At 74.8% G+C, this 24,028-nt stretch carries 27 protein-coding genes; 17 read left to right on the top strand and 10 right to left on the bottom strand.

The genetic code is table 11. The features are described 5' to 3' along the window. Positions 1-106: 106 nt before the first annotated feature. The 5 genes from rplU (at position 107) to I4I81_RS15290 (ending at position 5,129) form a co-directional block, all read left to right on the top strand. Complete coding sequence (gene rplU, locus I4I81_RS15310; protein ID WP_141278010.1) at positions 107-415, top strand: 50S ribosomal protein L21; 309 nt, start codon at positions 107-109, stop codon at positions 413-415. Between the two features lie 13 nt (positions 416-428). Next, complete coding sequence (gene rpmA, locus I4I81_RS15305; RefSeq protein WP_218605945.1) at positions 429-686, top strand: 50S ribosomal protein L27; 258 nt, start codon at positions 429-431, stop codon at positions 684-686. A gap of 82 nt (positions 687-768) precedes the next feature. Further along, the gene (gene obgE, locus I4I81_RS15300) at positions 769-2,373 is read left to right on the top strand and encodes a GTPase ObgE (RefSeq protein WP_218616576.1); all 1,605 of its coding nucleotides are present in this window, start codon (positions 769-771) and stop codon (positions 2,371-2,373) included. A gap of 115 nt (positions 2,374-2,488) precedes the next feature. Then, positions 2,489-3,601, top strand: a complete 1,113-nt coding sequence (gene proB, locus I4I81_RS15295) for a glutamate 5-kinase (RefSeq protein WP_218606130.1) — start codon at positions 2,489-2,491, stop codon at positions 3,599-3,601. 214 nt (positions 3,602-3,815) lie between these two features. Continuing rightward, positions 3,816-5,129, top strand: coding sequence for a methyltransferase domain-containing protein (locus I4I81_RS15290; protein ID WP_226363385.1), 1,314 nt, complete (start codon positions 3,816-3,818; stop codon positions 5,127-5,129). Here I4I81_RS15290 and I4I81_RS15285 read toward each other — a convergent pair. Further along, entirely contained in the window at positions 5,075-5,506 is a 432-nt protein-coding gene (locus tag I4I81_RS15285) for a nitroreductase/quinone reductase family protein (protein WP_218604372.1), read from the bottom strand. The two genes, I4I81_RS15290 and I4I81_RS15285, sit on opposite strands and share 55 nt — an antisense overlap. Before the next feature lie 478 nt (positions 5,507-5,984). Next, a complete protein-coding gene (locus I4I81_RS15280; protein WP_218604371.1) occupies positions 5,985-8,135 on the bottom strand; it encodes a RecQ family ATP-dependent DNA helicase in 2,151 nt (716 codons plus the stop codon). Between the two features lie 164 nt (positions 8,136-8,299). Between I4I81_RS15280 and I4I81_RS15275 the strand changes: the two genes are divergently transcribed. After that, positions 8,300-9,205: a type IV toxin-antitoxin system AbiEi family antitoxin domain-containing protein gene (locus tag I4I81_RS15275; protein ID WP_218604370.1), complete on the top strand. Its 906-nt coding sequence runs from the start codon at positions 8,300-8,302 to the stop codon at positions 9,203-9,205. Positions 9,206-9,330: 125 nt separating this feature from the next. Beyond that, a complete protein-coding gene (locus I4I81_RS15270; protein ID WP_226363384.1) occupies positions 9,331-10,206 on the top strand; it encodes an AAA family ATPase in 876 nt (291 codons plus the stop codon). Here I4I81_RS15270 and I4I81_RS15265 read toward each other — a convergent pair. Genes I4I81_RS15265 through I4I81_RS15245 form a run of 5 tightly spaced genes read right to left on the bottom strand, consistent with a single transcriptional unit; the run spans position 10,203 to position 11,822 of the window. Further along, positions 10,203-10,451 carry a hypothetical protein gene (locus I4I81_RS15265; RefSeq protein ID WP_225926491.1) on the bottom strand — a complete coding sequence of 83 codons (249 nt, stop codon included), beginning with the start codon at positions 10,449-10,451 and terminating at the stop codon, positions 10,203-10,205. The genes I4I81_RS15270 and I4I81_RS15265 overlap by 4 nt on opposite strands. Positions 10,452-10,460: 9 nt before the next feature. Beyond that, a complete protein-coding gene (locus I4I81_RS15260; RefSeq protein ID WP_218604369.1) occupies positions 10,461-10,946 on the bottom strand; it encodes an SRPBCC domain-containing protein in 486 nt (161 codons plus the stop codon). Continuing rightward, on the bottom strand, positions 10,943-11,281 hold the full coding sequence (locus I4I81_RS15255) for an ArsR/SmtB family transcription factor (protein WP_218604368.1): 339 nt from the start codon (positions 11,279-11,281) through the stop codon (positions 10,943-10,945). The genes I4I81_RS15260 and I4I81_RS15255 overlap by 4 nt, the downstream gene beginning before the upstream one ends. Positions 11,282-11,313: 32 nt before the next feature. After that, on the bottom strand, positions 11,314-11,655 hold the full coding sequence (locus I4I81_RS15250) for an ester cyclase (protein ID WP_267460849.1): 342 nt from the start codon (positions 11,653-11,655) through the stop codon (positions 11,314-11,316). Next, complete coding sequence (locus I4I81_RS15245) at positions 11,631-11,822, bottom strand: hypothetical protein (protein ID WP_225924596.1); 192 nt, start codon at positions 11,820-11,822, stop codon at positions 11,631-11,633. Before I4I81_RS15245 ends, I4I81_RS15250 begins: the two co-directional genes overlap by 25 nt. 76 nt (positions 11,823-11,898) lie before the next feature. Here I4I81_RS15245 and I4I81_RS15240 point away from each other — a divergent pair, with 76 nt between their 5' ends. Beyond that, on the top strand, positions 11,899-12,549 hold the full coding sequence (locus tag I4I81_RS15240; RefSeq protein WP_218604367.1) for a TetR/AcrR family transcriptional regulator: 651 nt from the start codon (positions 11,899-11,901) through the stop codon (positions 12,547-12,549). On the opposite strand, the gene I4I81_RS15235 is transcribed toward I4I81_RS15240, so the two are convergent. Genes I4I81_RS15235 through I4I81_RS15225 form a run of 3 tightly spaced genes read right to left on the bottom strand, consistent with a single transcriptional unit; the run spans position 12,515 to position 15,662 of the window. Next, positions 12,515-13,987, bottom strand: coding sequence for a DUF4153 domain-containing protein (locus tag I4I81_RS15235; RefSeq protein WP_218616122.1), 1,473 nt, complete (start codon positions 13,985-13,987; stop codon positions 12,515-12,517). The genes I4I81_RS15240 and I4I81_RS15235 overlap by 35 nt on opposite strands. After that, complete coding sequence (locus I4I81_RS15230; protein ID WP_218606307.1) at positions 13,984-14,970, bottom strand: sensor histidine kinase; 987 nt, start codon at positions 14,968-14,970, stop codon at positions 13,984-13,986. Before I4I81_RS15230 ends, I4I81_RS15235 begins: the two co-directional genes overlap by 4 nt. Beyond that, on the bottom strand, positions 14,970-15,662 hold the full coding sequence (locus I4I81_RS15225; RefSeq protein WP_218606306.1) for a response regulator transcription factor: 693 nt from the start codon (positions 15,660-15,662) through the stop codon (positions 14,970-14,972). Before I4I81_RS15225 ends, I4I81_RS15230 begins: the two co-directional genes overlap by 1 nt. A 67-nt stretch (positions 15,663-15,729) precedes the next feature. Here I4I81_RS15225 and I4I81_RS15220 point away from each other — a divergent pair, with 67 nt between their 5' ends. The 9 genes from I4I81_RS15220 to I4I81_RS15180 all read left to right on the top strand — a co-directional run bounded on the left by I4I81_RS15220 (position 15,730) and on the right by I4I81_RS15180 (position 23,655). Further along, positions 15,730-17,172, top strand: a complete 1,443-nt coding sequence (locus I4I81_RS15220; protein WP_225924594.1) for a vWA domain-containing protein — start codon at positions 15,730-15,732, stop codon at positions 17,170-17,172. A gap of 46 nt (positions 17,173-17,218) precedes the next feature. Then, the gene (locus I4I81_RS15215; RefSeq protein ID WP_218605311.1) at positions 17,219-18,643 is read left to right on the top strand and encodes a M20/M25/M40 family metallo-hydrolase; all 1,425 of its coding nucleotides are present in this window, start codon (positions 17,219-17,221) and stop codon (positions 18,641-18,643) included. 178 nt (positions 18,644-18,821) lie between these two features. Continuing rightward, complete coding sequence (locus I4I81_RS15210) at positions 18,822-19,451, top strand: alpha-ketoglutarate-dependent dioxygenase AlkB (protein WP_372478398.1); 630 nt, start codon at positions 18,822-18,824, stop codon at positions 19,449-19,451. A gap of 14 nt (positions 19,452-19,465) precedes the next feature. Next, entirely contained in the window at positions 19,466-20,062 is a 597-nt protein-coding gene (nadD, locus tag I4I81_RS15205; protein WP_218605313.1) for a nicotinate-nucleotide adenylyltransferase, read from the top strand. Further along, a complete protein-coding gene (locus tag I4I81_RS15200) occupies positions 20,059-20,868 on the top strand; it encodes an ATP-binding protein (protein ID WP_218605314.1) in 810 nt (269 codons plus the stop codon). The genes nadD and I4I81_RS15200 overlap by 4 nt, the downstream gene beginning before the upstream one ends. 173 nt (positions 20,869-21,041) lie before the next feature. After that, complete coding sequence (gene rsfS, locus I4I81_RS15195) at positions 21,042-21,428, top strand: ribosome silencing factor (RefSeq protein ID WP_218605315.1); 387 nt, start codon at positions 21,042-21,044, stop codon at positions 21,426-21,428. Continuing rightward, the gene (locus I4I81_RS15190) at positions 21,425-22,051 is read left to right on the top strand and encodes a histidine phosphatase family protein (protein WP_218605316.1); all 627 of its coding nucleotides are present in this window, start codon (positions 21,425-21,427) and stop codon (positions 22,049-22,051) included. Before rsfS ends, I4I81_RS15190 begins: the two co-directional genes overlap by 4 nt. Continuing rightward, a complete protein-coding gene (gene octT, locus I4I81_RS15185; RefSeq protein WP_218616121.1) occupies positions 22,048-22,782 on the top strand; it encodes a diglucosylglycerate octanoyltransferase in 735 nt (244 codons plus the stop codon). Before I4I81_RS15190 ends, octT begins: the two co-directional genes overlap by 4 nt. 9 nt (positions 22,783-22,791) lie before the next feature. After that, a complete protein-coding gene (locus tag I4I81_RS15180) occupies positions 22,792-23,655 on the top strand; it encodes a DegV family protein (RefSeq protein WP_218616120.1) in 864 nt (287 codons plus the stop codon). Positions 23,656-24,028 lie beyond the last annotated feature (373 nt).

Raw genomic sequence — 24,028 nt, 5'->3', positions numbered from 1 at the left:
TCCGTACCCTGGGACCCCTGCGCCGCACTCCGTGAACCCTGCGAGTGGCGGCCCGCGAGGAGGAAACTCTCCGCTTCGTCCCCCGAGCTTCAGGAGCAGTGCGTCCATGTACGCGATCGTCAAGACCGGCGGCAAGCAGTACAAGGTGGCCGTCGACGACGTGGTCACCGTTGAGAAGATCAACGGGAAGCCCGGCGCCGAGATCACCCTCCCGGCCCTGCTCCTGGTGGACGGCGACGACGTCACCAGCGCGGCCGACGCGCTGGCCGGTGTCACGGTGGCCGCGAAGGTCGTCGAGCACGCCAAGGGCCCGAAGATCCGCATCCACAAGTTCAAGAACAAGACCGGCTACCACAAGCGCCAGGGGCACCGTCAGCCCCTGACGCGCGTGCAGATCACCGGCATCTCGAAGTAGGGGAGACGCAGCCATGGCTCACAAGAAGGGTGCGTCCAGCTCCCGCAACGGGCGCGACTCGAACGCCCAGTATCTCGGCGTCAAGCGCTTCGGCGGCCAGGTCGTCAAGGCCGGCGAGATCCTGATCCGCCAGCGCGGCACCAAGTTCCACCCCGGCGTCGACGTGGGTCGGGGCGGCGACGACACGCTGTTCGCGCTCGCCGAGGGTGCCGTCGAGTTCGGCTACCGCCGCGGCCGCAAGGTCATCAACATCGTGCCGGTCTCGGTCTGAGGTCTGCACGACCAGTTACATCTCGACGACGGCGGGCCGCCCTTGAGGGTGGTCCGCCGTTCGTCGTGCGAGGGAGAATCAGCTGATGTCGAGGTTCGTGGACCGCGTGGTGCTGCACGCCACGGCGGGGGCGGGCGGCAACGGCTGCGCCTCGGTGCACCGCGAGAAGTTCAAGCCGCTGGGCGGCCCGGACGGCGGTAACGGGGGGCGCGGCGGGTCGATCGTGCTCGTCGTCGACCCCGGGGTGCACACCCTGCTCGACTTCCACCACCGCCCGCACGCGCTCGGCCGCAACGGCAAGCAGGGCCAGGGCGGATTCAAGATGGGTGCCAACGCCGAGGACATCGAGCTCCTCGTGCCCGACGGCACCGTCGTGTTCTCCACCGACGGTGAGATCATCGCCGACCTCACCGGTCCCGGCACGCGCTTCGCCGCGGCCGAGGGGGGTCGGGGTGGGCTGGGCAACGCCGCGCTGTCGTCCAACGCGCGCAAGGCGCCCGGCTTCGCCCTGCTCGGCGAGCCCGGCGAGCAGCGCGACCTCGTGCTGGAGCTGCGCTCCATGGCCGATGTCGGACTGGTCGGGTTCCCGTCCGCCGGTAAGTCCTCGCTGGTCGCGGCGCTGTCCGCGGCCCGGCCGAAGATCGCCGACTACCCGTTCACCACGCTGGTGCCACAGCTCGGCGTCGTCACGGCGGGGGCCGAGGTCTTCACCGTCGCCGACGTGCCCGGCCTCATCCCCGGTGCCTCGCAGGGGCGCGGCCTCGGCCTGGACTTCCTGCGCCACATCGAGCGCTGCTCGGTGCTCGTGCACGTCGTCGACTGCGCCACGTTCGAGCCCGGCCGCGACCCGGCCGCCGACATCGAGGCGCTGGAGGCCGAGCTCGCGCAGTACACGCCCGCGCTCGGCGGGGAGCTGGCCGACCGGCCGCGGCTGATCGCGCTCAACAAGATCGACGTCCCGGACGCCGCCGACATGGCCGAGATCGTTGCCGCCGACCTGACGGAACGCTACGGCTGGCGCGTCCTCGCGATCTCCACGGCGTCGCACGCCGGCCTGCGGGAGCTGTCGTTCGCGATGGCGGAGGAGGTCGCGGCCTACCGGGCCGCGCAGCCGGTCGTCGAGGCGACCCGGATCGTGCTGCGGCCCACCGCCGTCGACGACTCCGGGTTCACGATCGAGCCCGACCCGGAGATCGAGGGCGGGTTCCTCGTGCTCGGCGCCCGGCCGGAGCGCTGGATCCGCCAGACCTCCTTCGACAACGACGAGGCCGTCGGCTACCTCGCCGACCGCCTCGCCCGTCTCGGTGTCGAGGATGCGCTGGCCCGGGCCGGGGCGCACCGTGGGTCGCCGGTCACGATCGGCGACGTCACGTTCGACTGGGAGCCCACCACCCCGGCCGGTATCGCGGTGCTCATGTCCGGGCGCGGCACCGACCGCCGCCTGGAGACCGACGACCGCATCCCCGCCTCGGAGCGGAAGGTGGCCCGCAACGCGCGCCGCCTGCACCGCACCGACGCGGAGCTCGCGCAGGAGCGTGCCGAGGCGGAGGCGGCCGACGAGCTCGACCGCATCGCCGCGCTCGACCGGGAGGACGCGTGGGAGGAGGGGGTCTGGGAGGACGCCGGCCCTGTCCCCGCCGAGCCCGACACCGAACCTGCGGAGGCGTCTCCGCCCTCGGCCCGGTGAGCGGCTCCGCCGCCCGTGCGCGGAAAGGCGTGCTCCGGCCGCCTCTTCCGCGCACGACCTGTCAGGGCACGACCTGTCAGGGCACGACCTGTCAGGGCACGATCCGGGGGGCACGGTGAGTCCGGCCCGCGAGGCGGTGGGCGCGGCGCGGCGGGTCGTCGTCAAGGTCGGGTCGTCGTCGCTCACGTCGCTGTCCGGTGGGCTCGATCCCACCCGGCTCGACTCCCTGGTCGACGCCCTCGCCGCCCGTCGGGCGGCCGGCAGCCAGGTCGTGCTGGTGTCGTCGGGGGCCATCGCAGCGGGCCTCGCCCCGCTCGGGCTGACGAAGCGCCCGCGCGACCTCGCCACCCAGCAGGCCGCCGCCGCCGTCGGACAGCTGCTGCTCGCACAGGCCTACGGTGCGTCGTTCGCGCGGCACGGCCGGGCGATCGGGCAGGTGCTGCTCACCGCCGACGACATGATCCGGCGCGCCCACTACCGCAACGCGCAGCGCACGCTGGAGCGGTTGCTCGGGCTCGACGTGCTCCCGGTGGTCAACGAGAACGACACGGTCGCCACCGACGAGATCCGCGTGGGCGACAACGACCGGCTCGCCGCGCTGGTCGCGCACCTCATCGGGGCCGACGCGCTCGTGCTCCTCTCCGACGTCGACGGCCTCTACGACGGCGACCCCCGCCGCGCGGACTCCACGCTGATCCCCGAGGTCGGCGCGCCCGACGAGCTGGGTGCGGTCCGGATCGCGGCGCCCGGGCAGGGCAGCCTCGGCCGTGGCGGGATGGCCACGAAGATCACTGCGGCGGCGATGGCGTCGTCGTCGGGGATCCCGGTGCTGCTCGCCGCGGCCGAGGACGTCGCCGATGCGCTGGCCCCGGCCGGCGCGAAGGTCGGCACCGCGTTCCGGCCGTCGGGTCGGCGGATGTCGGCGCGCCGGTTCTGGCTGCTCCACGCCGCCGACGTCCGGGGGCGCCTCGACCTCGACGAGGGCGCGGTCGCCGCGGTGATCGGCCGGCGCCGCTCCCTGCTCGCCGCCGGGATCCACGGGATCTCCGGCGACTTCGTGGCCGGTGACGTGGTCGACCTCGTCGGCCCCGGCGAGATCGTCGTGGCCCGGGGGGTCGTCGGGTTCGACGCCGCCGAGCTGCCCGCCCTGATCGGGCACCGCAGCCGCGACCTCGCCCCGGAGCAGCGCCGCGAGGTCGTCCACGCCGACGACCTCGTCCCCCTGTAGAGCGCCCCGACTCGCGGGCGCGGATACAGCGACTCGCGGGCGCGGATACAGCGACTCGCGGGCGCGGATACAGCGACTCGCGGGTGTGCACCTCGCGAGTCGCTGTATTCCTGCCCGCGAGTCGCTGTTCTCCTGCCCGCGAGTCGCTGTTGTTCCGCCCGTGAGTCGCGGGGCCGGGTTGGCGGTGGGGTGGGGGTCCGGCCAGACTCGGTGGGTGTCCGATGTCGACCGTGCCCGCGCCGAACTGGTCGACGGTCTCGTCGCGACGGGGCGGATCCGGTCCGCGGCCGTCGAGGAGGCGTTCCGGGCCGTGCCACGGCACCTGTTCCTCCCCGACGCCCCGACGGAGACGGCCTACGCCGACGACGCGGTCGCCGTGCAGCGCGTCGACGGGGTGCCGACCAGCTCGGCGTCGCAGCCGTCGATGGTGGCGATCATGCTGGAGCAGCTGGACCTGCGGGCCGGGCTGCGGGTGCTGGAGATCGGAGCCGGGACCGGGTGGAACGCGGCGCTGGTCGCGCGGATCGTCGGCCCGTCCGGGCAGGTCACGACGGTCGACATCGACCCGCACCTCGTCGACTCCGCCGGGCGCCACCTCGCCACGGCCGGGGTCACGGGGGTGCGGCTGCGCTGCGGTGACGGTGTCGCGGGTGAACCCGACGGGGCCCCGTACGACCGGATCGTGCTCACCGTCGGCAGCGACGACGTGTGGCCGGAGTGGGTGGGCCAACTCGCACCGGGCGGGCGATTGCTGCTGCCGCTGTCGGTGCGCGGCAGCCAGCTGTCGGCGGCTCTCGACCTCGGTCCGGACGGCCTGCTGCGCAGCCACTCCCTGCGCAGCTGCGGGTTCATCCGGATGCGGGGACCCGGAGCCGTCGACGACGTGCCCGTGGCCCTGCCCGGTGGCGGCGCCCTGTGGGTGGTCACCGACGGTCCCGGCGCCGACCCGGTCGCCGTCGCCGCGGCTCTCGCCGACCCGCCGGGGACCGTCGCCTCGCCGGTCGGACTGGGTCCCGCCGACGTCCGGGACGGGTTCGGCCTCTGGCTCGCGCTCACCGAGCCGGGGGCGGGCCGTCTACTGGCCGACCCGGACGGGGAGCTCCCGGCCGGCCTCGGACCGGGATCCGCGGTGCCGGTGCTGGTGACGCCGACCGGTGCGGCCGCACCGGGGCTCGCGACCGTCACCCCCGGCCCGCACACACCTTCCGGGGCCCGCACCCAGGGCCGGACCTGTGTGCCGACCCCGCAGCCTGTGTGCGAGCCGGGGCGAGCACCGGCGGGCTGCGAGGTGCGGGTGTTCGGGCCCGGTGGCCCCGAGCTCGGCCACCGCATGCACCGCGCCCTCGACGCGTGGGCCGCGGCCGGGTCGCCCGGCGGGCCGGACTGGGTGCTGACCGTCGTCCCCGGTGGCTCTCCGGTGCCGACGGCGACCGCGGTCGTCCGCACCCCGCACGCCCACCTGCTGCTGGAGCCTCAGGCGCGGGGTTCGAGCACCACCAGCGGGATCTCACGGTCCGTGCGCTTCTGATACCCCGCGTAGTTGGCGTACCTCCCGGCGATCTGCGGCCACATCCGCGCCCGCTCCTGCGCCGTGACGATCCGCGCCGTCATCGGCGTGCGCGGCCCGCCCTTGATCGACACCTCGACCTCGGGGCGGTCGCGCAGGTTGAGGAACCAGGCGGGGTGGGTGTCGTCGCCACCGCGCGAGGCGACGATCACCGGGTGCCCGTTCTCGTGCAGCGGCGCCGTCAGCATCACCGACCGCGGTGTCCCGCTGCGCCGGCCGATCGTCGTCAGCTCCAGCACCGGCATACCCATCGCGTCGTACCCGACCCGGCCACCGGTGACCTTCAGCAGCGTGCGGTGGGCGGTGTTCATGGCCTTGAGCAGGAAGTCGGCGGGCATGGACCCGAGTGTGCCACCCCTACAGGACCGCCACCTTCGTGCTCCAGGCGCGCGGCGAGATGGCGGCGGGCGGCCTCGGTGCGGGTGGGCAGGTGGCCCGACCCGAACAGCGGCTCCCCGGGCTCGACATCGCGCAGCACCTGACGGGCGAGCGTCTGCCTGTGCACCTCGGTCGGGCCGTCGGCGGTGGCCATGACCTGGGCGTCGACCATCATCGCGGACGGGCCCGACCCGATCGCGGGGGGAGCGCTCGCCGCACTCGGCGGCCTGCCGACCCCCGCCGAGCTGGCTGCGCACTACGCGGCCCGCAGCGACCGCGACCTCTCCGCCCTCGCCCGGCTTCAATCTCGCCGTCGTCATCGAGGGCACCCACGCCCGCGCACTGGCCGGGCAGGCCGACCCGGCCACCGGCGCGCTGCTGCACCGGCACGCCGTCGGGCTGCTGGAGCGGGCGGCTGCGGTGGCGGGGGTCTGAGACTCAGCCCGACTGCGCCAGTGCGAAGGGCAGCACCGACCCGGCCCCGGCCCGGCGCAGCAGGCGGGCGGCGACCGTCATCGTCCAGCCGGAGTCGATCACGTCGTCGACGAGCAGGACCGGCCCGTCGGGCAGCGCGAACGACGGCTCCTCGAACGCGTTCCACACCGCGGCGAGGCGCTGCGCCGAGTTGGCGTGCGACTCCGGCCGCGGCCCGGCGGGCACCAGCGTGCCGAGCAGCGGGATCCGGCCGATGTCGGAGATGCGCCGGGCCAGGTGGTCGAGCTGGTGGGGGCGGGTGCGAGACCCGATCCCGACCACGCCGACCGGCCGCTGCTCCCAGCCCCACCCGGCGAGCACGCGCACCACGGCGTCGAGGACGTCCTTGGGCACCGGCAGGTCGGTGCTGGACACGGGCTCGCCGGTCTCGGGGTCGATGTCGGGGCCGAACTCGTCGTCGGGGACCGCCTCCGGGTCGAGCAGCGCCCGCAGACGGGTGCCCCAGCCGATGTCGGACAGCCGCCCGATGACCCGGCCCGCCTCGGCGAGCTCGCCCGCCGGGATCTTGCCGGACGCGGGGACGTCGAGGTCCTTCATCCCCGACGGCCACTGCTTGCGCGGCGCCACCTCGACGCCCGGGCGCGCGATCCGCTCGGCCGCGGCCTCGGCGGCGCCGGATTCGACGTCGGTGCTCCAGACCGTGCCCGCGCAGACGTCGCAGCGCCCGCACGGCTCGGCGCCCGGGTCGTCGAGCTGTTCGCGCAGGAACACGAGCCGGCAGCGGTCGGTGTCGAGGTAGCCGAGCATGGCCTGCTGCTCGGCCTTGCGGGCGTCGGCGATGCGGCGGTGGCGCTCCTCGTCGTAGACCCAGTCCTCGCCGGTGGCGACCCACCCGCCCTTGACGCGCTTGGCCGCGCCGTCGGAGTCGAGCACCTTGAGCAGCATCTCCAGCCGGGTGCGGGAGAGGTCGACGCGCGTCTCGATCGCGGCGGTGGACAGCGGGTCGGGCCCGAGCACCCGCAGCGTCTGGCGCACCACCGGCTCGGGCGGGAAGGCGAGCGAGGCGAAGTAGCGCCAGATGTCCTGGTCCTCGTGGCCGGGCAGCAACACCACCTCGGCGCGGTCGACGGCGCGCCCGGCGCGGCCGATCTGCTGGTAGTACGCCACCGGCGACGCGGGCGCGCCCAGGTGGACGACGAACCCGAGGTCGGGCTTGTCGAACCCCATCCCCAGCGCGGAGGTGGCGACGAGGGCCTTGACGCGGTTGGCCAGCAGGTCGCCCTCCGCCGCGAGGCGTTCCTCGGGCGGGGTCTTCCCGGTGTAGGAGGCGACGGGGTGGCCGCGCTCGCGCAGGAACTCCGCGACCTCCTCGGCCGCCTGGATCGTGAGCGTGTAGACGATGCCCGCACCGGGCAGCGTGTCCATCTGCGCGGCGAGCCAACCCAGCCGGTCGGCCGCCGTGCGCAGCTTGACGACCGACAGCCGCAGGCTCTCCCGGTCGAGCGAGCCGCGCAGCACCAGCGGCTCACCCGCTGACAGGCCCAGCTGCTCGGTGACGTCGACGACCACGCGGTCGTTGGCGGTGGCGGTGGTGGCGAGCACCGGGATGCCGTCGGGCAGCTCGGCGATCAGTGCGCGCAGGCGGCGGTAGTCGGGCCGGAAGTCGTGGCCCCAGTCGGACACGCAGTGGGCCTCGTCGACGACGAGCATCCCGGCCGACGCGGTGAGCCGGGGCAGGACGCGGTCGCGGAAGTCGGGGTTGTTGAGCCGCTCGGGGCTGACCAGTAGGACGTCGACCTCCCCGGCCTCGACGGCGTCGTAGGTGCGCTCCCAGTCGGCGGTGTTGGCCGAGTTGACCGTGGCGGCGCGGATCCCGGCGCGCGCGGCGGCGTCGATCTGGTTGCGCATGAGCGCGAGCAGCGGCGACACGATGACGGTGGCACCCGCGCCGTCCTGGCGCAGCAGTGCGGTGGCGACGAAGTACACCGCGGACTTGCCCCACCCGGTGCGCTGCACGACCAGCGCCCGCTTGCGCAGCGCCACCAGCGCGTGGATCGCCGTCCACTGGTCCTCGCGCAGCCGGGCGTCGGGACCGGCGAGCGTCACGAGCACCTCTTCGGCGCGGGCGCGGAGATCCTGCTCGGTGGTGGTCATGGCGTCGATAGTTCACGAGGGGTCCGACAGTCCGGGCACCGCACCGCCGTTGCGGGGACCGCACCGCCGCCCGGGCAGCGGTGCGGTCCCCCCGACGGCGGTGCGGTGCACGAGTTCCGCGGAACGACCTCGCGCGGCCCCCGTCCCCGCGCATCCTGTCCGGCGTGGATCTCCCGATCGCCGGCCCGCTGCTGCGGCCCCGCCTGCTCGCCGCCGGCGTCACCGACGACGAGCTGCGCCGTCTGCGCCGGGCGGGCGAGCTGGCCGTGCTGCAGCGCGGGGCCTACGCCGACCCCGCCGATCCGCGGCTGGAGCGCCCGGAGGGTCGGCACGCCCTCCTCGTGGCGGCGGCGGTCCCACGGGTCGCACCCGACGCCGTGCTCAGCCACGTCTCCGCCGTGGTGCTGCTCGGCCTGCCGGTCTGGAACGTGGCGCTGGGCCGGGTGCACACCACGCGGGCCCGGCGCTCCGGCGGCGTCCGGACCGGCCGGTTGCACGTCCACACCGCCCCGCTCGACGCCGACGAGGTCGTCGAGATCGGCGGGTTCCGGGCGACGTCCCCGGCCCGCACGCTCGCCGACATCGCGCGGACCGTCGGGTTCGAGCAGGCCGTCGTCATCCTCGACGCGGCGCTGCACCGGCACCTGGTCACCCGCGAGGAGCTGTGCGCGGCGCTGGAGCGGATGCCCCGGTGGCCGGGCCTCCCGGCGGCCCGCCGGGCGATCGCCTTCGCCCTCCCCGGCGCCGAGAGCCCGGGGGAGTCCCGCAGCCGGGTGGCGATGGCCCGGTCCGGGGTGGCGCCCCCGGTGCTGCAGAGGCAGGTGCGGTCGCCGGGCGGTGACGTGCTCGGCACCGCCGACTTCGGCTGGCCCGAACACGGCTGGGCGGGCGAGTTCGACGGCCTGGTGAAGTACGGCCGGCTGCTCGCGCCCGGGCAGCGACCGGCGGACGTGCTGGTCGCGGAGAAGCGCCGGGAGGACGCGATGCGCACGGCGCTGCGGGGCCTGACCCGCTGGACGTGGGGGGAGATCGACGGCTTCACGGAGGTGGCGCGCCGGCTCCCACGCTGACCGCACCGCCGTTCTCCCCGCCGCACCGCTGCCGGGACGGCGGTGCGGTCGGGGGAACGGTGGTGCGGTGCGGTGTGGGGCACACACCCTCAGCGCATCCACCGCGCGCAGGGCAGGATGGCCGCGTGAGTGCTCCCCAGTCGCCGCTGTTCGGGTCCGTCGCCGACGTCGCCGAGCGGCTGGCCGGAGTGGGCTACCTCGCCTCGACGGCCGTCGCCACCACCGTCTACCTGGCCGACCGCCTGGGAAAGCCGCTGCTCGTCGAGGGGCCCGCGGGCGTCGGCAAGACGGAGCTGGCGAAGGCCGTCGCGCAGGCCACCGGGTCGGGCCTGGTGCGGCTGCAGTGCTACGAGGGCATCGACGAGGCCCGCGCGCTCTACGAGTGGAACCACGCCAAGCAGCTCCTGCGGATCACCGCGGGCCAGGGCAAGGAGTCCTGGGACGAGACGCGTGACGACGTGTTCTCCGAGGAGTTCCTGCTGCCTCGCCCGCTGCTCACGGCGATCCGGCGCAGCGAGCCCACCGTGCTGCTCATCGACGAGATGGACAAGGCCGACGTCGAGGTCGAGGGCCTGCTGCTCGAGGTGCTGTCCGACTTCCAGGTCACGGTGCCGGAGATGGGCACGATCAGCGCCACCCGCAAGCCGTTCGTGCTGCTCACCTCGAACTCCACGCGCGAGCTGTCGGAGGCCCTCAAGCGCCGCTGCCTGTTCCTGCACCTCGACTTCCCCGACGCCGACCTCGAGCGCCGCATCGTCGCGTCCCGGGTGCCGGAGCTGACGGAGGCGCTGGTCGACGCGCTGGTCCGCACGGTGCGCGTGCTGCGGACCCTGGAGCTGCGCAAGTCCCCGAGCGTCGCGGAGACGATCGACTGGGGCCGCACCCTGCTCGCGCTGGGCCTCGACACCCTCGACGACGACGCCGTGCGCGCCACCCTCGGCGTGGTCCTCAAGCACCAGTCCGACACGGTGAAGGCCGCCGCCGAGCTCCGCCTGAACTAGACGAGCCGGTCACCGGGGGACGGCAGCGGCTCCTGTCGCTCGTCCTGGACCTGGACCTCCAGGCGCGCGGCGACCGCAGCCGGGTGCCACAGCTCGTCGAACGGGCCCATGAGCGAGTAACCGCCCGCGGCACCGTGGCGGCGGACCCGGCGCGCCAGCAGCCTCAGCCCGGCCACGGGACCGCCGACGGCGACCAGGGCGAGCACGACCGCGACGACGTCGGACCCTGCCACGACCTCGGACACGGCACCAGGCTAGCGGCCCGGCCGGACGGCCATCCGCTCCACGAACGCGGCGAGCTGCCCGGTGACCGACCCCCAGCCCTCGGCGAACCCCAGCTCGGCGTGCCGTGCCCGGTCGGCCGGATCGCCGTGCCGCACGAGGATCCGGTAGTCGGTGCCGTCCGGATGGTCGGCCAGCGTGATCTCCGCCGTCATGGGGACGGGGGCGGGGACGGCGGGTCGCCAGGCGCTGTCGATCGCGTTCGTGAACACGATCCGCTCCCCGTCGTCGACGACGAGGAAGGTCGCGTCCATGTGCGGGTCGAACCGCTCCCCGTCCTCGCTCATCCGCGTCACGAAGGCGCCGCCGGGCCGGACCTCCAGGCGCTCGACGCGGCACACCGTCGGGGCCGGGATCCACCACCGCTCCAGCCGCGACGGATCGGTCCACGCGCTCCACACGGCGTCGCGCGGGGCGCGGATGACGCGCTGCAGGGCCAGGTCGAGATCGGGGTTCATCGTCGTTCCTCCGTGGGATCGGTGACGAGCTGTTCGAGCCGGTCGGTGCGGCCCTCCCAGATGCGGCGCTGCTCGGCGAGCCAGTCGTCGAGCAGCGCGAGCCGGGCGGGGCGCAGCGTGCAGGTGCGCACCCGGCCGTGCTTGGACGTGCTGATCAGGCCGTTCGTCTCCAACACCCGCACGTGCTTCATGAAGGAGGGCAGGGTCATCGGGAACTCGCGGGCGAGGTCGCCCACGCTCGTCGGGCCGCGGCCGAGGCGTCGGACGACCTCGCGCCGCGTCGGGTCGGCGAGCGCGACGAGCACGCCGTCGAGCTCCGTCAAACACTGTGCCATGCGGCTAAGTGTTACACGGTCGAACACTCAGCTCAAGGGCTCACCGTCCGGCGGGCCCGCCGCGTCGCCAGCACCATGCGCACGAGGTAGGCCGGCGACGGCGGCGTCCACCCGAGCTGCCGCGAGGTGCCCAGGTCGTCGCGGTTCGCCCAGTGCTCCACGACCTTCCCGTCCGCGACGCGGAACCAGTGCGTCTGGGTGGTCGCGAAGGACCGCCCGGTGGCCGGGAACGCCTGCTCCGGGCGACCGTCGGCGCCGTAGCCGACGAACGTGCCGGTCTGGCGGCCGGACATCGTCGTGCGCACGACGACCAGGTCGCCGTCGACCGCCGTCTCGTGGACCTCCCAGGTCAGGTCGTCGAAGATCCCGCGCATCCACTCCGCGGTCGCGTGGAATGCCGCGGGCCCCGGCCGCGGCAGGCCGCCGGCTCGGCGACGGCCTCGCGGTTGACGGCGTCGGGGTGCACCACCTCCGCGAACTCCGCCAGCGACCCGCGGGCCATCAGGTGGATCGAGCGGACGGCAGCGTCGGTACCGGTCACGGTCGCTCCCCGTTCGACGATGGAACCTGCTTCAATTCATTTGAACGCAGTTCCACGCAAGAGGCAAGGAGTTCGCGTGGCCCGTCGGTACTCCACGGCCCTGCGTGCCGAGCAGACCGCGCAGGCCCGTCGTCGCATCCTCGACGCCGCGCACACCGCGTTCACCGGCAACGGCTACGCGGGCACCACGCTGGCGGGGGTCGCGCAGGCGGCGGGGGTGAGCGTCCAGACCGTCTACAACGCGGTGGGCGGGAAGCCCGCCCTGCTCAAGGCCGTCTACGACGTGGCACTCGCCGGCGACGACGAGCCGGTGCCGATGGCGCAGCGCCCCGCGGTGCGGGCGATGCTCGCCGCCGCGGACGGCCGCGGGTGCCTGGCGCTCTACGCCGGGGCGGCCCGCGCGATCGGCGAGCGCACCCAGCCGGTCCTCACGGTGCTGCTGACCGCGGGCGACGCCGACCTGCGAGCCCTCGCCGACACCGTCGAGGACGAGCGGGCCGCGGGCACGCGGGCCGTGGCCGGGCACCTCGCGCAGCGGTTCGGGCTGCGCGACGGGCTCGACGTCGAGGACGCCGCGGCCGTGCTGTGGGCCCTCACCGCCCCCGACGTCGCCGACCGGCTCGTCCGCCGGCGGGGCTGGGGCTGGGACCGGTTCGAGGCCTGGCTGGGGCGGACGATGGCCGACGCCGTGCTCAGTACTGCGACCCGCAGCCCCGCGACGGGGTGACCCCCGCCAGCACGTCCGCGGCCCGTGCCCGGCCGAGGTTCGCCGACCGCCAGTCGCCGGAGGAGTCCGTGCGCGCCGCGATCGGGCCGAGCGCGCAGGTCCGCAGGGGCTCGGGCAGCCCGTCCAGCACCGGCACCGCGTCGGCCGAGAGCTGCGAGAGGTAGGAGGCGTCGATCTGGCCGGTCGCGGCGTAGCGCGCCACGTTCTGCCCGGCCACGAACCGCTCCGGGTCGAGCACGGCCAGCGCCACCAGCGCGACCGCCCCGGCGACGACCATCCCGCGCAGCGGCCGTCGGGGCCGCCGCGCCAGCACCGTGGACAGCACCAGCAGGAACCCCAGCCCCAGCCACAGCTCGCAGGCCAGCACCAGCAGCCGCAGCACCGTGAACCCGTAGGCCTCCTGGTAGAGCCACATCCGGCTCAGCGCCGACGCCACGATCACCAGCGACAGCACGGCGAGCGCACCGAGGAGCCCGCGCCGCCCCGCCCGCCGCGGCGCCCAGCGCGCACCCAGGACGATCACGCCGAGCGCGAGCACCGTCACCGCGAGCAGCTGCCAGAACCCGCTGCGGGCGTACTCGGCGTAGGTGAGCCCGGTCGTGCCGAGCACGTGGGCGTCGGAACCGAACAGCGTGGCGAACTGCACCGCGACGAACACCGCGAACAGCCCCACCAGCAGCCCGACGGGCAGCGCCCACTCCGCAGGCCGCAGCCGCGACGGCGGCACGAGGCGCGGCTGCGGCGGGTCGGGCGGGGCGACGAGCAGGAAGCAGGCGCCGACCGTGCCCACCGCGCCGAGCCCGGACAGCCACAGCACCCGCGCGACGCCGTCGACGTCCCAGGCCGGCACGAGCCCGTCGACGAGACCGGCGAACGCGGCGTCGGCCGAGGCCAGCAGCGCCCCGAACACCGCGACCAGCCCGATCCCGACCGCGGCCGAGAGTGCCATCCGCAGGTTCACGCGCGCCACGGACAGGCCCCGGCCGGCCCACCGCACCCCCCGCAGCGCCGCCACCGGCAGCACGAGCGCCCCGGTGACGACGCCGCGGAAGGAGCGCCCGCCGACGGCGAGCGACCCCGCCGCGCACGCCGCCAGCAGGCAGATCGTGACCAGCCACTCCGCGTCGCGGACGGCGGCCACCCCGGCGAGCACCACGGCGAGCAGCCCCCACGCCGCGTCTACGGGGTGCGGCGGACGGCGGACCACCCACGTCGTCGCGGCCAGCACCAGCGCGGCGACGACCCAGCCGACCCCCGCCGCGTCCTCGGGCACCGCGACCGCGAGCCCCGCCCCTCCGGCGACCGCGGCCCCCAGCACCGCCCGCGGCGCGGGCGCCGTCGGACCGGTCCAGCGCGCCGGGAACAGGGGAGGGGTCGGTGGGAGCAGGCGCTCCGGGGGTGCGGCGGGCGCCTTCGTCAGGTCCACGGGCGTGCTCATGCCGGCACCGGCAGGGTCACGCGGATGCGGCACCCGGGTGTCGAGGGGGCCACCGCGATCCGGCCCCCGTGCAGGTCCACGACCCACCGCGCGATCGCCAGCCCCAGCCCCGTCCCACCACCCACGGCCCGCTCGCCGCGGGTGAACCGCCCGAACACCCGCTCCCGGTCCTCCGGGGCGATCCCCGGTCCCTCGTCGCGCACCTCGATCACGATGTCCCCTCCCTCGCGCCGTCCGCTGACGTGCACCTCGCTACCGGGCGGGCCGTGCCGCGCGGCGTTGTCGAGCAGGTTGACCAGTACCTGGTGCAGCCGCTCCGGGTCGGCGTGCACCGTCGTGCCCTCGGGCACGTCGATCCGGAACGCGATCCCGCGCCCGGCCATCCGTGCGGTGACCCCGGCCTCCGCGACCGCGTCGGCGAGCAGCGGTTCGAGGTCCCCGTCCTGGCGCTGCAGCACGTGGGTGCCCGCGTCGATCCGCGACAGGTCGAGCAGTTCGGTGACCAACCGGCCCAGCCGCTGCGTCTGCGCGAGCGCGGTGTCGAGCGTGGCGGGCTCCGCCACCCCGTCGACGACGTTCTCCAGCACCGCCTGCAGCGCCGCGATCGGCGTACGCAGCTCGTGGGAGACGTTCGCGATCAGCTCGCGGCGCTGCTGGTCGGCGGCCTCCAGGTCGGTCGCCATCCGGTTGAACGCCGCAGCGAGCTCCCCGACCTCGTCGCGCGACGTCGCCCGCACCCGCCGGGAGTAGTCGCCCGACGCCATCGCGCGCGCCGCGTCGATCATCTCGCGGACCGGGCGCGTCATCCCGTTGCCGAGGACCTGCGCGGTGAGCAGCACCAGCACGATCGTCACCAGCGTCGTGGAGATCGGGGGCTGCCAGCGGAACTCGAACCACAGGTACGCCAGGCCCACCCCGCCGGACGCCAGGAGCAGGATGCTGATCTTGAGCTTGATCGACCGCACCGGGTCCAACGGACGCATCACGCCGGCACCTCGCACGCGTAGCCGACGCCGTGCACGGTCCGGATCAGGTCCGCGCCGAGCTTGCGGCGCAGCGCCTTCACGTGCGAGTCGACGGTCCGGGCGCCCGCGCCGTCCGACCAGCCCCACACCTTCGCGAGCAGGGCCTCCCGCGTCACGACGGTGCGCGGCTGCCCGGCCAGATGGACGAGCAGGTCGAACTCCAGCGGCGTCAGGTGCGCGGCGGTCCCGGCCCGGCTGACGTGCCGGGTGGCGGTGTCGATCTCCAGCTCGCCCAGCACGATCCGGGTCTCCGCGCGCTCCTGCGCCCGGTCGACGCGGCGCAGCAGCGCGTGCACCCGCGCGGCCAGCTCGCGGATGGAGAACGGTTTCGTCAGGTAGTCGTCGGCACCGACGGCGAGCCCGACGAGCAGGTCGGTCTCCGCGTCGCGCGCGGTCAGCATCAGCACCGGGATCGGGCTGCGCCGGGAGAGGGGGCGGGCCTGGATGCGGCGGCAGACCTCCAGGCCGTCGAAGCCGGGGAGCATGACGTCGAGGACGACGAGGTCCGGCTCGACGGCCGCCACCGCGGCCATCGCCGACGGCCCGTCGTGCGCCACCTCGACCGCGTACCCCTCGGACCGCAGCCGCGCGGCCACCGATGCGGCGATCGTCGGCTCGTCGTCGACGACCAGAACCCTGCGCTGAGCCATGGCAGGGAACCTACTGACGAACTGTGGAGGGGTCCCGGGATCGCTGTGGAGATCCTGTGGAGGAGGCATGATGGGGGTCGTGGACACCGCCCGCATCGCCCACGACCACGGCCTGCCCGGCCACCTGGTCGACTTCGTGGGGGCCCTGCGCCGGCACGGCGTGGCCGTCGGGCCCGGCGAGACCGTCGACGCCGCGCGTGTCCTCGGCGCGCTCGACCTCATGTACCGCGAGCACCTGCGCGAGGGCCTCGCGGCCGCGCTGCTGCGCCGCTCCGGGCAGCGCCAGGTGTTCGACACCCTCTTCGAGCTGTACTTCCCGGCCGCTCTCGGCGCGGGCACCGGCGAGGTCGAGGTACCGCGGGTCGACGACGCCGAGGACGGCCCCGTCGACGTCGACGCCCTGCGCGACATCCTCGCCGACCTGCTGCGCGACGGCGATACCGACGCGCTCGAGGAGCTCGCCCGTGCCGTCGTCGACGCGCTGGGCAACTCCGGGGCCCAGGGCAACGGGATCCGCGGGGCGGGCGGGCAGCCGAGCTGGTCGGCGTACCAGGCGCTGCGGATGCTCTCCCCGGAGACGCTGCTGGCCCGGATCATGGACGAGCTCCGCACGGGCGGCGCGGAGGAGAACACCTTCGCCGACGAGGTGCTGCGCCGCGAGATCCGCGACCGGATCGCCGCGTTCCGCAAGATGATCACCGACGAGGTGCGGCGGCGGACGGCCGAGACGCGCGGGCGCGAGCAGGTGGCGAAGACCGCGGTGCCCAAGCAGACCGAGCAGGTCGAGTTCCTCTCCGCCCACGCCGAGCAGCTCACGGCCCTGCGCCGCACCGTGCACCCGCTGGCCCGGCGCCTCGCGAGCCGGCTCGCCGTCCGGCGCAAGGCGGCCAAGCGCGGCACGCTCGACATGCGCCGCACGCTGCGCCGCTCGATGTCCACCGGCGGCGTGCCGATGCGCCCGGCCTACCGCACGCGCCGTCCCGGGCGCCCCGAGCTGGTGATCCTCTGCGACGTCTCCGGCTCCGTCGCCGGGTTCAGCCACTTCACGCTGCTGCTGGTCCAGGCGCTGCGCGAGCAGTTCTCCAAGGTGCGGGTGTTCGCGTTCGTCGAGCGCGCCGACGAGGTCACCCACCTGTTCGAGCCCGGGGCCGAGCTGTCCGGCGTCATGCAGCGGGTGCTGCGCGAGGCCGAGCTCGTCGCGTTCGACGGCCACAGCGACTACGGCAGCTCCTTCGGCGGGTTCGTCGAGCACTGGGGCGAGGCGATCACGTCGAAGACGTCGCTGCTGGTCCTGGGCGACGGCCGCACGAACTACCGCGACCCCAACCTCACGGTGCTGCGCCGCATCGTCGGCGCGGCCCGGCACGCCCACTGGCTCAACCCCGAACCCCGTCGGCAGTGGGGCAGCGGCGACTCCGCCGCGCTGCGCTACGCCGACGTCATCCCGATGCACGAGTGCCGCACGGCCGCCCAGCTCGCCGACGTGGTGGAGGCCCTCCTCCCGATCTGACTCCCGGATTTGACGGGCCCGACGGCGGTCGGCAGGGTCGCCCGGCATGGGGACCCGCACGAAGCTGATCGTCGCCGTCGCACTCGTCGGACTCGTCGCGTCGGTGGTGGCGATCGTGGCCTACGCACCGGGCTGCGACGACGCCTCGCCCGCCGACGCCGCGGCGCTGGTCGAGTGCGTCACCGTCGACGACGTCCGGGCCCACCAGCGGGCGCTGCAGGACATCGCCGACGCGAACGGCGGCAACCGCGCGTCGGGGACGCCGGGGTACGACGCGTCGGTCGCCTACGTCGCCGAGCAGGCCCGTGCGGCCGGGCTGACGGTCACGACGCAGGACTTCGAGTTCCCGTTCTTCCAGGTGGAGAGCGAGTCGCTGGCGCGCAACGGGCGCGGGTACGCCGCCGGCACCGACTTCGCGACGATGACGTTCTCCGGCAGCGGCGACGTCACCGGCACCGCGGTGCCCGTCGACGTGGCGCTCCCGCCGGCCGGGCCGTCCACCAGCGGGTGCGAGGCCGACGACTTCGACGACTTCCCCGCAGGCTCCGTCGCGCTGCTGCGCCGCGGCACGTGCCCGTTCGGCGACAAGGCGGCCAATGCGGTCGACGCGGGCGCGAGCGGCGTGGTGATCGTGAACTCCGGCGACACCCCGGAGAACTCCGCGGTCCTGCAGGGCACGCTGACCGGCCCGGTGGGGATCCCGGTCGTCGGGGCGACCTCCGCGCTCGCCGACGAGCTGGCCGACGCCCGCGTCACCCTCTCGACCGTCACGGTCAACGAGACCCGCTCCTCCACCAACGTCCTCGCCGAGACCCGCGGCGGCACGGGGGAGCGCGTGCTGATGGTCGGCGCCCACCTCGACTCGGTGCCCGAGGGCCCCGGCATCAACGACAACGGCAGCGGCAGCGCCGCGATCCTCGCCGTCGCGCAGCGGATGGCGTCGGCGTCGACCGAGCGCACGGTGCGGTTCGCCTGGTGGGGGTCCGAGGAGCTGGGCCTGCTCGGCGCGACCGACTACGTGGCGACGCTGTCCGCCCCCGAGGCCGAGCGGATCGACGCCTACCTCAACTTCGACATGGTGGGCTCCCCCAACGCCGTCCGCTTCGTCTACGACGGCGACGACTCCGACGCCGAGGGTGCCCCCGCCGGCCCGGACGGCTCGGCGGAGATCGAGGACGTGTTCGAGGCGTTCTACGACGGGCGCGGGCTGGCGTACGAGGGCACCGACTTCGACGGCCGCTCCGACTACGGCCCGTTCATCGAGGCCGGGATCCCGGCGGGCGGGCTGTTCACCGGGGCGGAGGGCGTCACGACGCCGGAACAGGCCGCGGCGTACGGCGGGGAGGCCGGCACGGCGTACGACCCCTGCTACCACGCCGCGTGCGACACCTACGACAACGTGGACGTCGAGGTGCTCGACCAGAACGCCGACGCCGTCGCCCACACCGTCCTGACCCTCGCCGGCCGGTAGCGGACGTGCCGGTCGTCGAGGGCGCCCGTCGGGGCGGCGGCCGCGGCGCTCCTCGGCGAGCGGTCCCACCCGTACTGCGACTCGTCGACCCACCCGGGGACGACACGCGTGCGACGACGGGAGATCGCGGGGAGGAACATGCTCGAACTGATGTTCGAGTCCGGGTAGTGTCATGGTCGTGGACCTCGCCTGGCAGCCCTCGCTCCTCGCCTGGCAGCCCTCGCTCCTCGACGGGCCGGCGACCGAGGTCGACGCCGGGTTCCACGGGTTGCGCCGCCTCGAGCTGGGCGAGGGCGCGTGGGTCGATCACGCGCCGGCCTGGTGCCACGGAGCCGACCCCCTGTTCGCCGACCTGCTCGCCGCGACGCCGTGGGGCCCGCAGCGGGAGGTCCGGATGTACGACCGGGTGCTCCCCGAACCGCGGCTGACGCACCGCTGGGGGGCCGCCGACGCCCCGGATCCGTTGCGCGCCATGGCGTCGCGGCTGGGGGAGCGGTACGGCGTCGCGTTCACGCAGATCGGCGTCAACCTCTACCGCGACGGTGCCGACAGCGTCGCCTGGCACGGCGACCGGGTGGCGCGAGAGCTGCCGTCGTCGACCGTCGCACTCGTGTCGCTGGGCGCGGTGCGGCCGTTCCGGCTGCGGCCGCACGGTGGTGGGGGGACGTCGGTCGGGTACCTCCCCGGTCCGGGCGACCTGCTGGTCATGGGCGGGTCGTGCCAGCGCACCTGGCAGCACTCGGTGCCGAAGTGCGCGGTCGCGGGCCCGCGGATCAGCATCCAGTTCCGTCACGCCCACCTGCGCTGATTACCCTTCGGCGGGTGCAGCGGAAGATCGGTGTGATGGGTGGGACGTTCGACCCGATCCACCACGGCCACCTGGTGGCCGCCAGCGAGGTCGCCGACCGCTTCGGTCTGGACGAGGTCGTCTTCGTCCCGACCGGGCAGCCCTGGCAGAAGGGGGCGCGGCCGGTCAGCGCGGCCGAGGAGCGGTACCTGATGACGGTGGTCGCCACCGCGTCGAACCCGCGGTTCTCGGTGAGCCGCGTCGACATCGACCGCGGCGGGCCCACCTACACCAAGGACACGCTCACCGACCTGCGGGCCGCGATGCCCGACGCGTCGCTGTTCTTCATCACCGGCGCCGACGCGCTCGGGGCGATCCTGTCCTGGCGCGACGTCGAGGACCTGTTCGCGCTCGCGCACTTCGTCGGCGTCACCCGCCCCGGCTACGAGCTCGAGGACGACCACCTGCCCGAGGGTGCCGTCAGTCTCGTCGAGGTGCCCGCGATGGCCATCTCGTCCACCGACTGCCGCCGCCGGGTCGCGGAGGGGCACCCTGTCTGGTACCTGGTACCGGACGGCGTGGTGCAGTACATCGCGAAGCGGAGGCTCTACCGGGAGGGGGATCCGGCGTGACGAAGCCGATCATCGGCACGGCGGCCGGGCTGGCCAAGCTGGCGGCCGAGGCGGGACGCGACGCGCTCGGCGCCGTGACCGAGGCACGGGGGAAGCGGTTCCCGCTCGTCGTGGTGACGGGGGCGGCGGGGTCGGGCAAGACCGTGCTGGCCCAGCACCTGCAGCGGTCGCGGCTGCGCAGCTACACGCCGTCGGCGGCGCGCTCGGAGCAGGAGGAACACATCGACCAGCCGCTGTGGCGCGGCCGCGGCGTCCGGTTCCGGGTCGTGCCCGGGCACGGCGAGGGCGGCGTCCGCTACGCGTCGCTGGCCCGGTTGCTGCACACCGAGCCCGTCGTCGGTGTCGTGCACGTCGTCGCGAACGGATTCCGCAGCCGTCGTGAGGACGGCGCCGAGCCGGCCACCGCGGCACTCTCGCTCGACGACCTGCTCGCCCAGCAGCGGCTCCAGGAGCAGGCCGAGCTGGAGGAGACCCTCACCCACCTCAAGATGGCGATCTCGGCGCACCGCCGCCCTCGCTGGCTGGTGCTGGCGCTGGCCAAGAGCGACCTCTACGCACCCGAGCTGCCCGCACTGCGGGAGACGCACGGGCCCGGCGGCTCGTCGCCCACGGCGCAGAGCATCGACGCGCTGCGCTCCTTCGTCGGCACCGGCGGTCTGCGCTGGGAGGCGCTGCCCGTCGCGACCTGGCTGGAGGACTACCGCTGGCACGACGAGGTGCGCCCCACCGGCATCGACGTCGCGCAGCGCGACGAGCTGCTCCGCGTGTTCCGGGAGCGGATCTCCGCCCTCGTCGGTCACGTCTGACGGGCCAGGAACCGCTCCACGATCGGCGCGAGGACGTCGACGTAGTAGGTGTCGACGCCGTGCGCGCAGGAGTGGCCGGTGGCGGTCATGCGGGTAGGACGCCGCCCGGCGTCCGGACTCATCGGCCCCGCCTGGGACACTGTCCGGATGCTCACTCCGACAGGCAGCGTTCGATGACCGCCACCGACCAGGCGCTCGACATGGCCCGGGTGGCGGTGTCCGCGGCCGCGGACAAGCTGGCCCAGGACATCGTCGTGCTCGACGTGTCCGAGCAGCTCGTGATCACCGACTGCTTCGTGATCGCCTCGGCGCCCAACGAACGGCAGGTGCAGGCGATCGTCGACGAGGTCGAGGAGAAGCTGCGGCTGCACGGCGCCAAGCCGACGCGCCGCGAGGGCACCCGCGAGGGCCGCTGGGTGCTGCTCGACTTCGTCGACGTCGTCGTGCACGTCCAGCACACCGAGGAGCGCGGTTTCTACGGTCTCGACCGACTGTGGAAGGACTGTCCGCGGATCGAGTTCCCCGAGGCGGCCGCTCCTTCCGGGGCCGGGGCGGAGTGACTCTCCGTCAGCTCGTGCTGCTGCGGCACGGGCAGACCGACCACAACGCCAGCGGCCGGATGCAGGGCCACCACGACTCCCGCCTCACGGCCGTGGGGTTCGCGCAGGCCGAGGTCGTCGCCCCCGAGGTCGCCCGGCTCAAGCCCGCCCGTCTGATCAGCTCCGACCTGCGCCGGGCCGCCGACACCGCCGGGGTCGTCGCGGCGGCCTGCGGTCTGTCCGTCGAGATCGACCCGCGGCTGCGGGAGACGCACCTGGGCGACTGGCAGGGCCGCACGGTCGAGGAGATCGAGGCGAAGTGGCCCGGGGCGATCGCCACCTGGCGCCAGGACCCGTCCTGGGCGCCGCCCGGCGGAGAGTCGCGGATCGAGGTCGTGCGCCGCACCACCCCCGTCGTCGACGAGCTGGACGACTCGATGGCCGACGGCCCCGAGTCCTCGACGGCGGTGCTGGTCGCGCACGGCGGGATGATCGCCGGGCTGGTCTGCGGGCTGCTCGCGATGCCGATCGAGTCGTGGCCCGCGATCGGGGGCATCGGCAACTGCCGCTGGGCCGCCCTCGCCCGCCGCGCCGACCACCCGCGCTGGCGCCTCGTCGGCTACAACATGGGCACCGAGGGGTGAGCGACGGTCCGCGGCTGCTGGTGTTCGGCGACTCGCTGAGCTTCCACGGCCCGGACCGCGCCGAGCCCGCCGACGACCCCCGCCTGTGGCCCAACGTCGCCGCCGCCGAGCTGGGCGGACACGCCGACCTCGTCGCCGGCATCGGCTGGACGGCTCGCCACGCCTGGCACGCACTGACGACCGACCCGCACGTCTGGACGCTGCTGCCGCACGTCGACGCGCTGGTGTTCGGGATCGGCGGGATGGACACGCTGCCGTCGCCGCTGCCGACCGCGCTGCGGGAGCTGATCCCCGTCGTGCGGCCCGAGGCGCTGCGCCGCCGGGTCCGCTCCGGGTACCTGCGTGCGCAGCCGCGGCTCGCACGGGCGTTCGCGCGGACCCTGCCCGGCGGCGGGCCGGTGGCGCTGCCGCCGCACCTCACCGTCTCCTACCTGGACCGCTGCCGCGAGGCCGTACTGGCGATCCGGCCCGGCATCCCCGTGATCGCGTCGGTGCCACCGGTGCACCGCGCCGCCGTCTACGGGGCGGTGCACCCTGGCCGCCCCGCGGCCGAGCGTGCGATCCGGGCGTGGGCGGGACCGGCGGGGGTGTCGCTGCTCGACCTGCGCGCGCTCGTCGGCGACCATGTGCTGGGCGGGCACGGCAATCCCGACGGCATGCACTGGGGCTGGGCGGGGCACGCCGCGGTCGGCCGGGCCTGTGCGGAGACCGTCCGCGCGCTCGTGCCCTAGTGTCCTGTGGTGTCCGTTTCCGTGGTGACCGACTCCACCGCCTACCTCCCACCCGGGGTCGCCGCCTCGCGCGGGGTGCGCGTGGTGCCGCTGGAGGTGCGGCTCGGTGGGCGCGCCGGTCGTGAGGGCGTCGACATCGACACCGCGACGCTCTCCGCCGCGCTCGCCGACCACCGCGTCGACGTGCAGACCTCCCGCCCGACGCCCGCCCAGTTCGCCGCCTGCTACCGCGAGGCCCTCGACGCGGGTGCGCGGTCCGTGGTGTCGGTGCACCTGTCGCGGGAGCTGTCCGGGACGTGGGAGGCGGCCCGGATGGCGGCCGAGGAGGTCGGGCCCGACCGGGTGCGGGTCGTCGACTCCCGGGCGGCCGCGATGGGCCTCGGGTACGCCGTGCTGGCGGCCGTCGACGCCGCGGAGGCCGGCCGGTCCGGTGCCGAGGTCGAGGCCGCCGCGGCCGACGTCGCCGCGCGGTGCCGGGTGTTCTTCTCCGTCGACACCCTCGACCGGCTCCGCCGCGGCGGCCGCATCGGGGCCGCCGCCGCGATGCTCGGCACCGCACTCGCGGTCAAGCCGCTGCTGCACGTCGTCCAGGGTCGGATCGTGCCGCTGGAGAAGGTGCGCACGACCGCCCGCGCGGCCCAGCGGCTCGTCGACCTCGCGGTGCGCGCGGCCGGCGACGGCCCCGTCGACCTCGCGGTGCACCACCTCGGGGCCGCCGCCCGCGCAGAGGAGGTGGCGGCCCGGCTGCGGGAGCGGGTACCGGCCGTGGCCCGGCTGCTGGTGTCGGAGGTCGGTGCGGTGATCGGGGCCCACGTCGGGCTCGGCCTGCTCGGGGTCGTGGTGGTGCCGCAGGACCCGCCCCGGGACGGCTGACGCACCGCCGACTCTCGAACAGCGACTTCTCGCACAGGCCGCAACCCGGGCGACCGGCCGGAGGGGTGCGGCGGGGGGCGAGCCGTCCGCGAGGGCGTCGCGTGAACGGAACCGGGTTGCCGTTCCGGGGCCGACGGACAGCGACACGGTTCCGTTCAGCTGTGGAGGGGCGGGGTCGGGCGCTCGCACGGCCGGAGCCTGTGCGACGGACTGCAGCCCCTGTGTCCAGCCGCTCGGTGTCCGTCGGGCCGCCCCGGTACGGCCTCTCCCGGGAGGCGGAGCTGTGTGTGGGGCACGACCTCGGAGGGGGGAGCACGTCCGGTCCGGGTCGTCCGGTCCGGGTGGTGGGATCGGCGGATCCGCCTCCGGCCGG

Origin of the sequence: Pseudonocardia abyssalis (assembly GCF_019263705.2) — a bacterium.
Classification (GTDB): domain Bacteria; phylum Actinomycetota; class Actinomycetes; order Mycobacteriales; family Pseudonocardiaceae; genus Pseudonocardia; species Pseudonocardia abyssalis.
The sequence above is the reverse complement of the archived record's forward strand: the minus strand, read 5'-3'. Positions and strand labels throughout refer to the sequence as shown.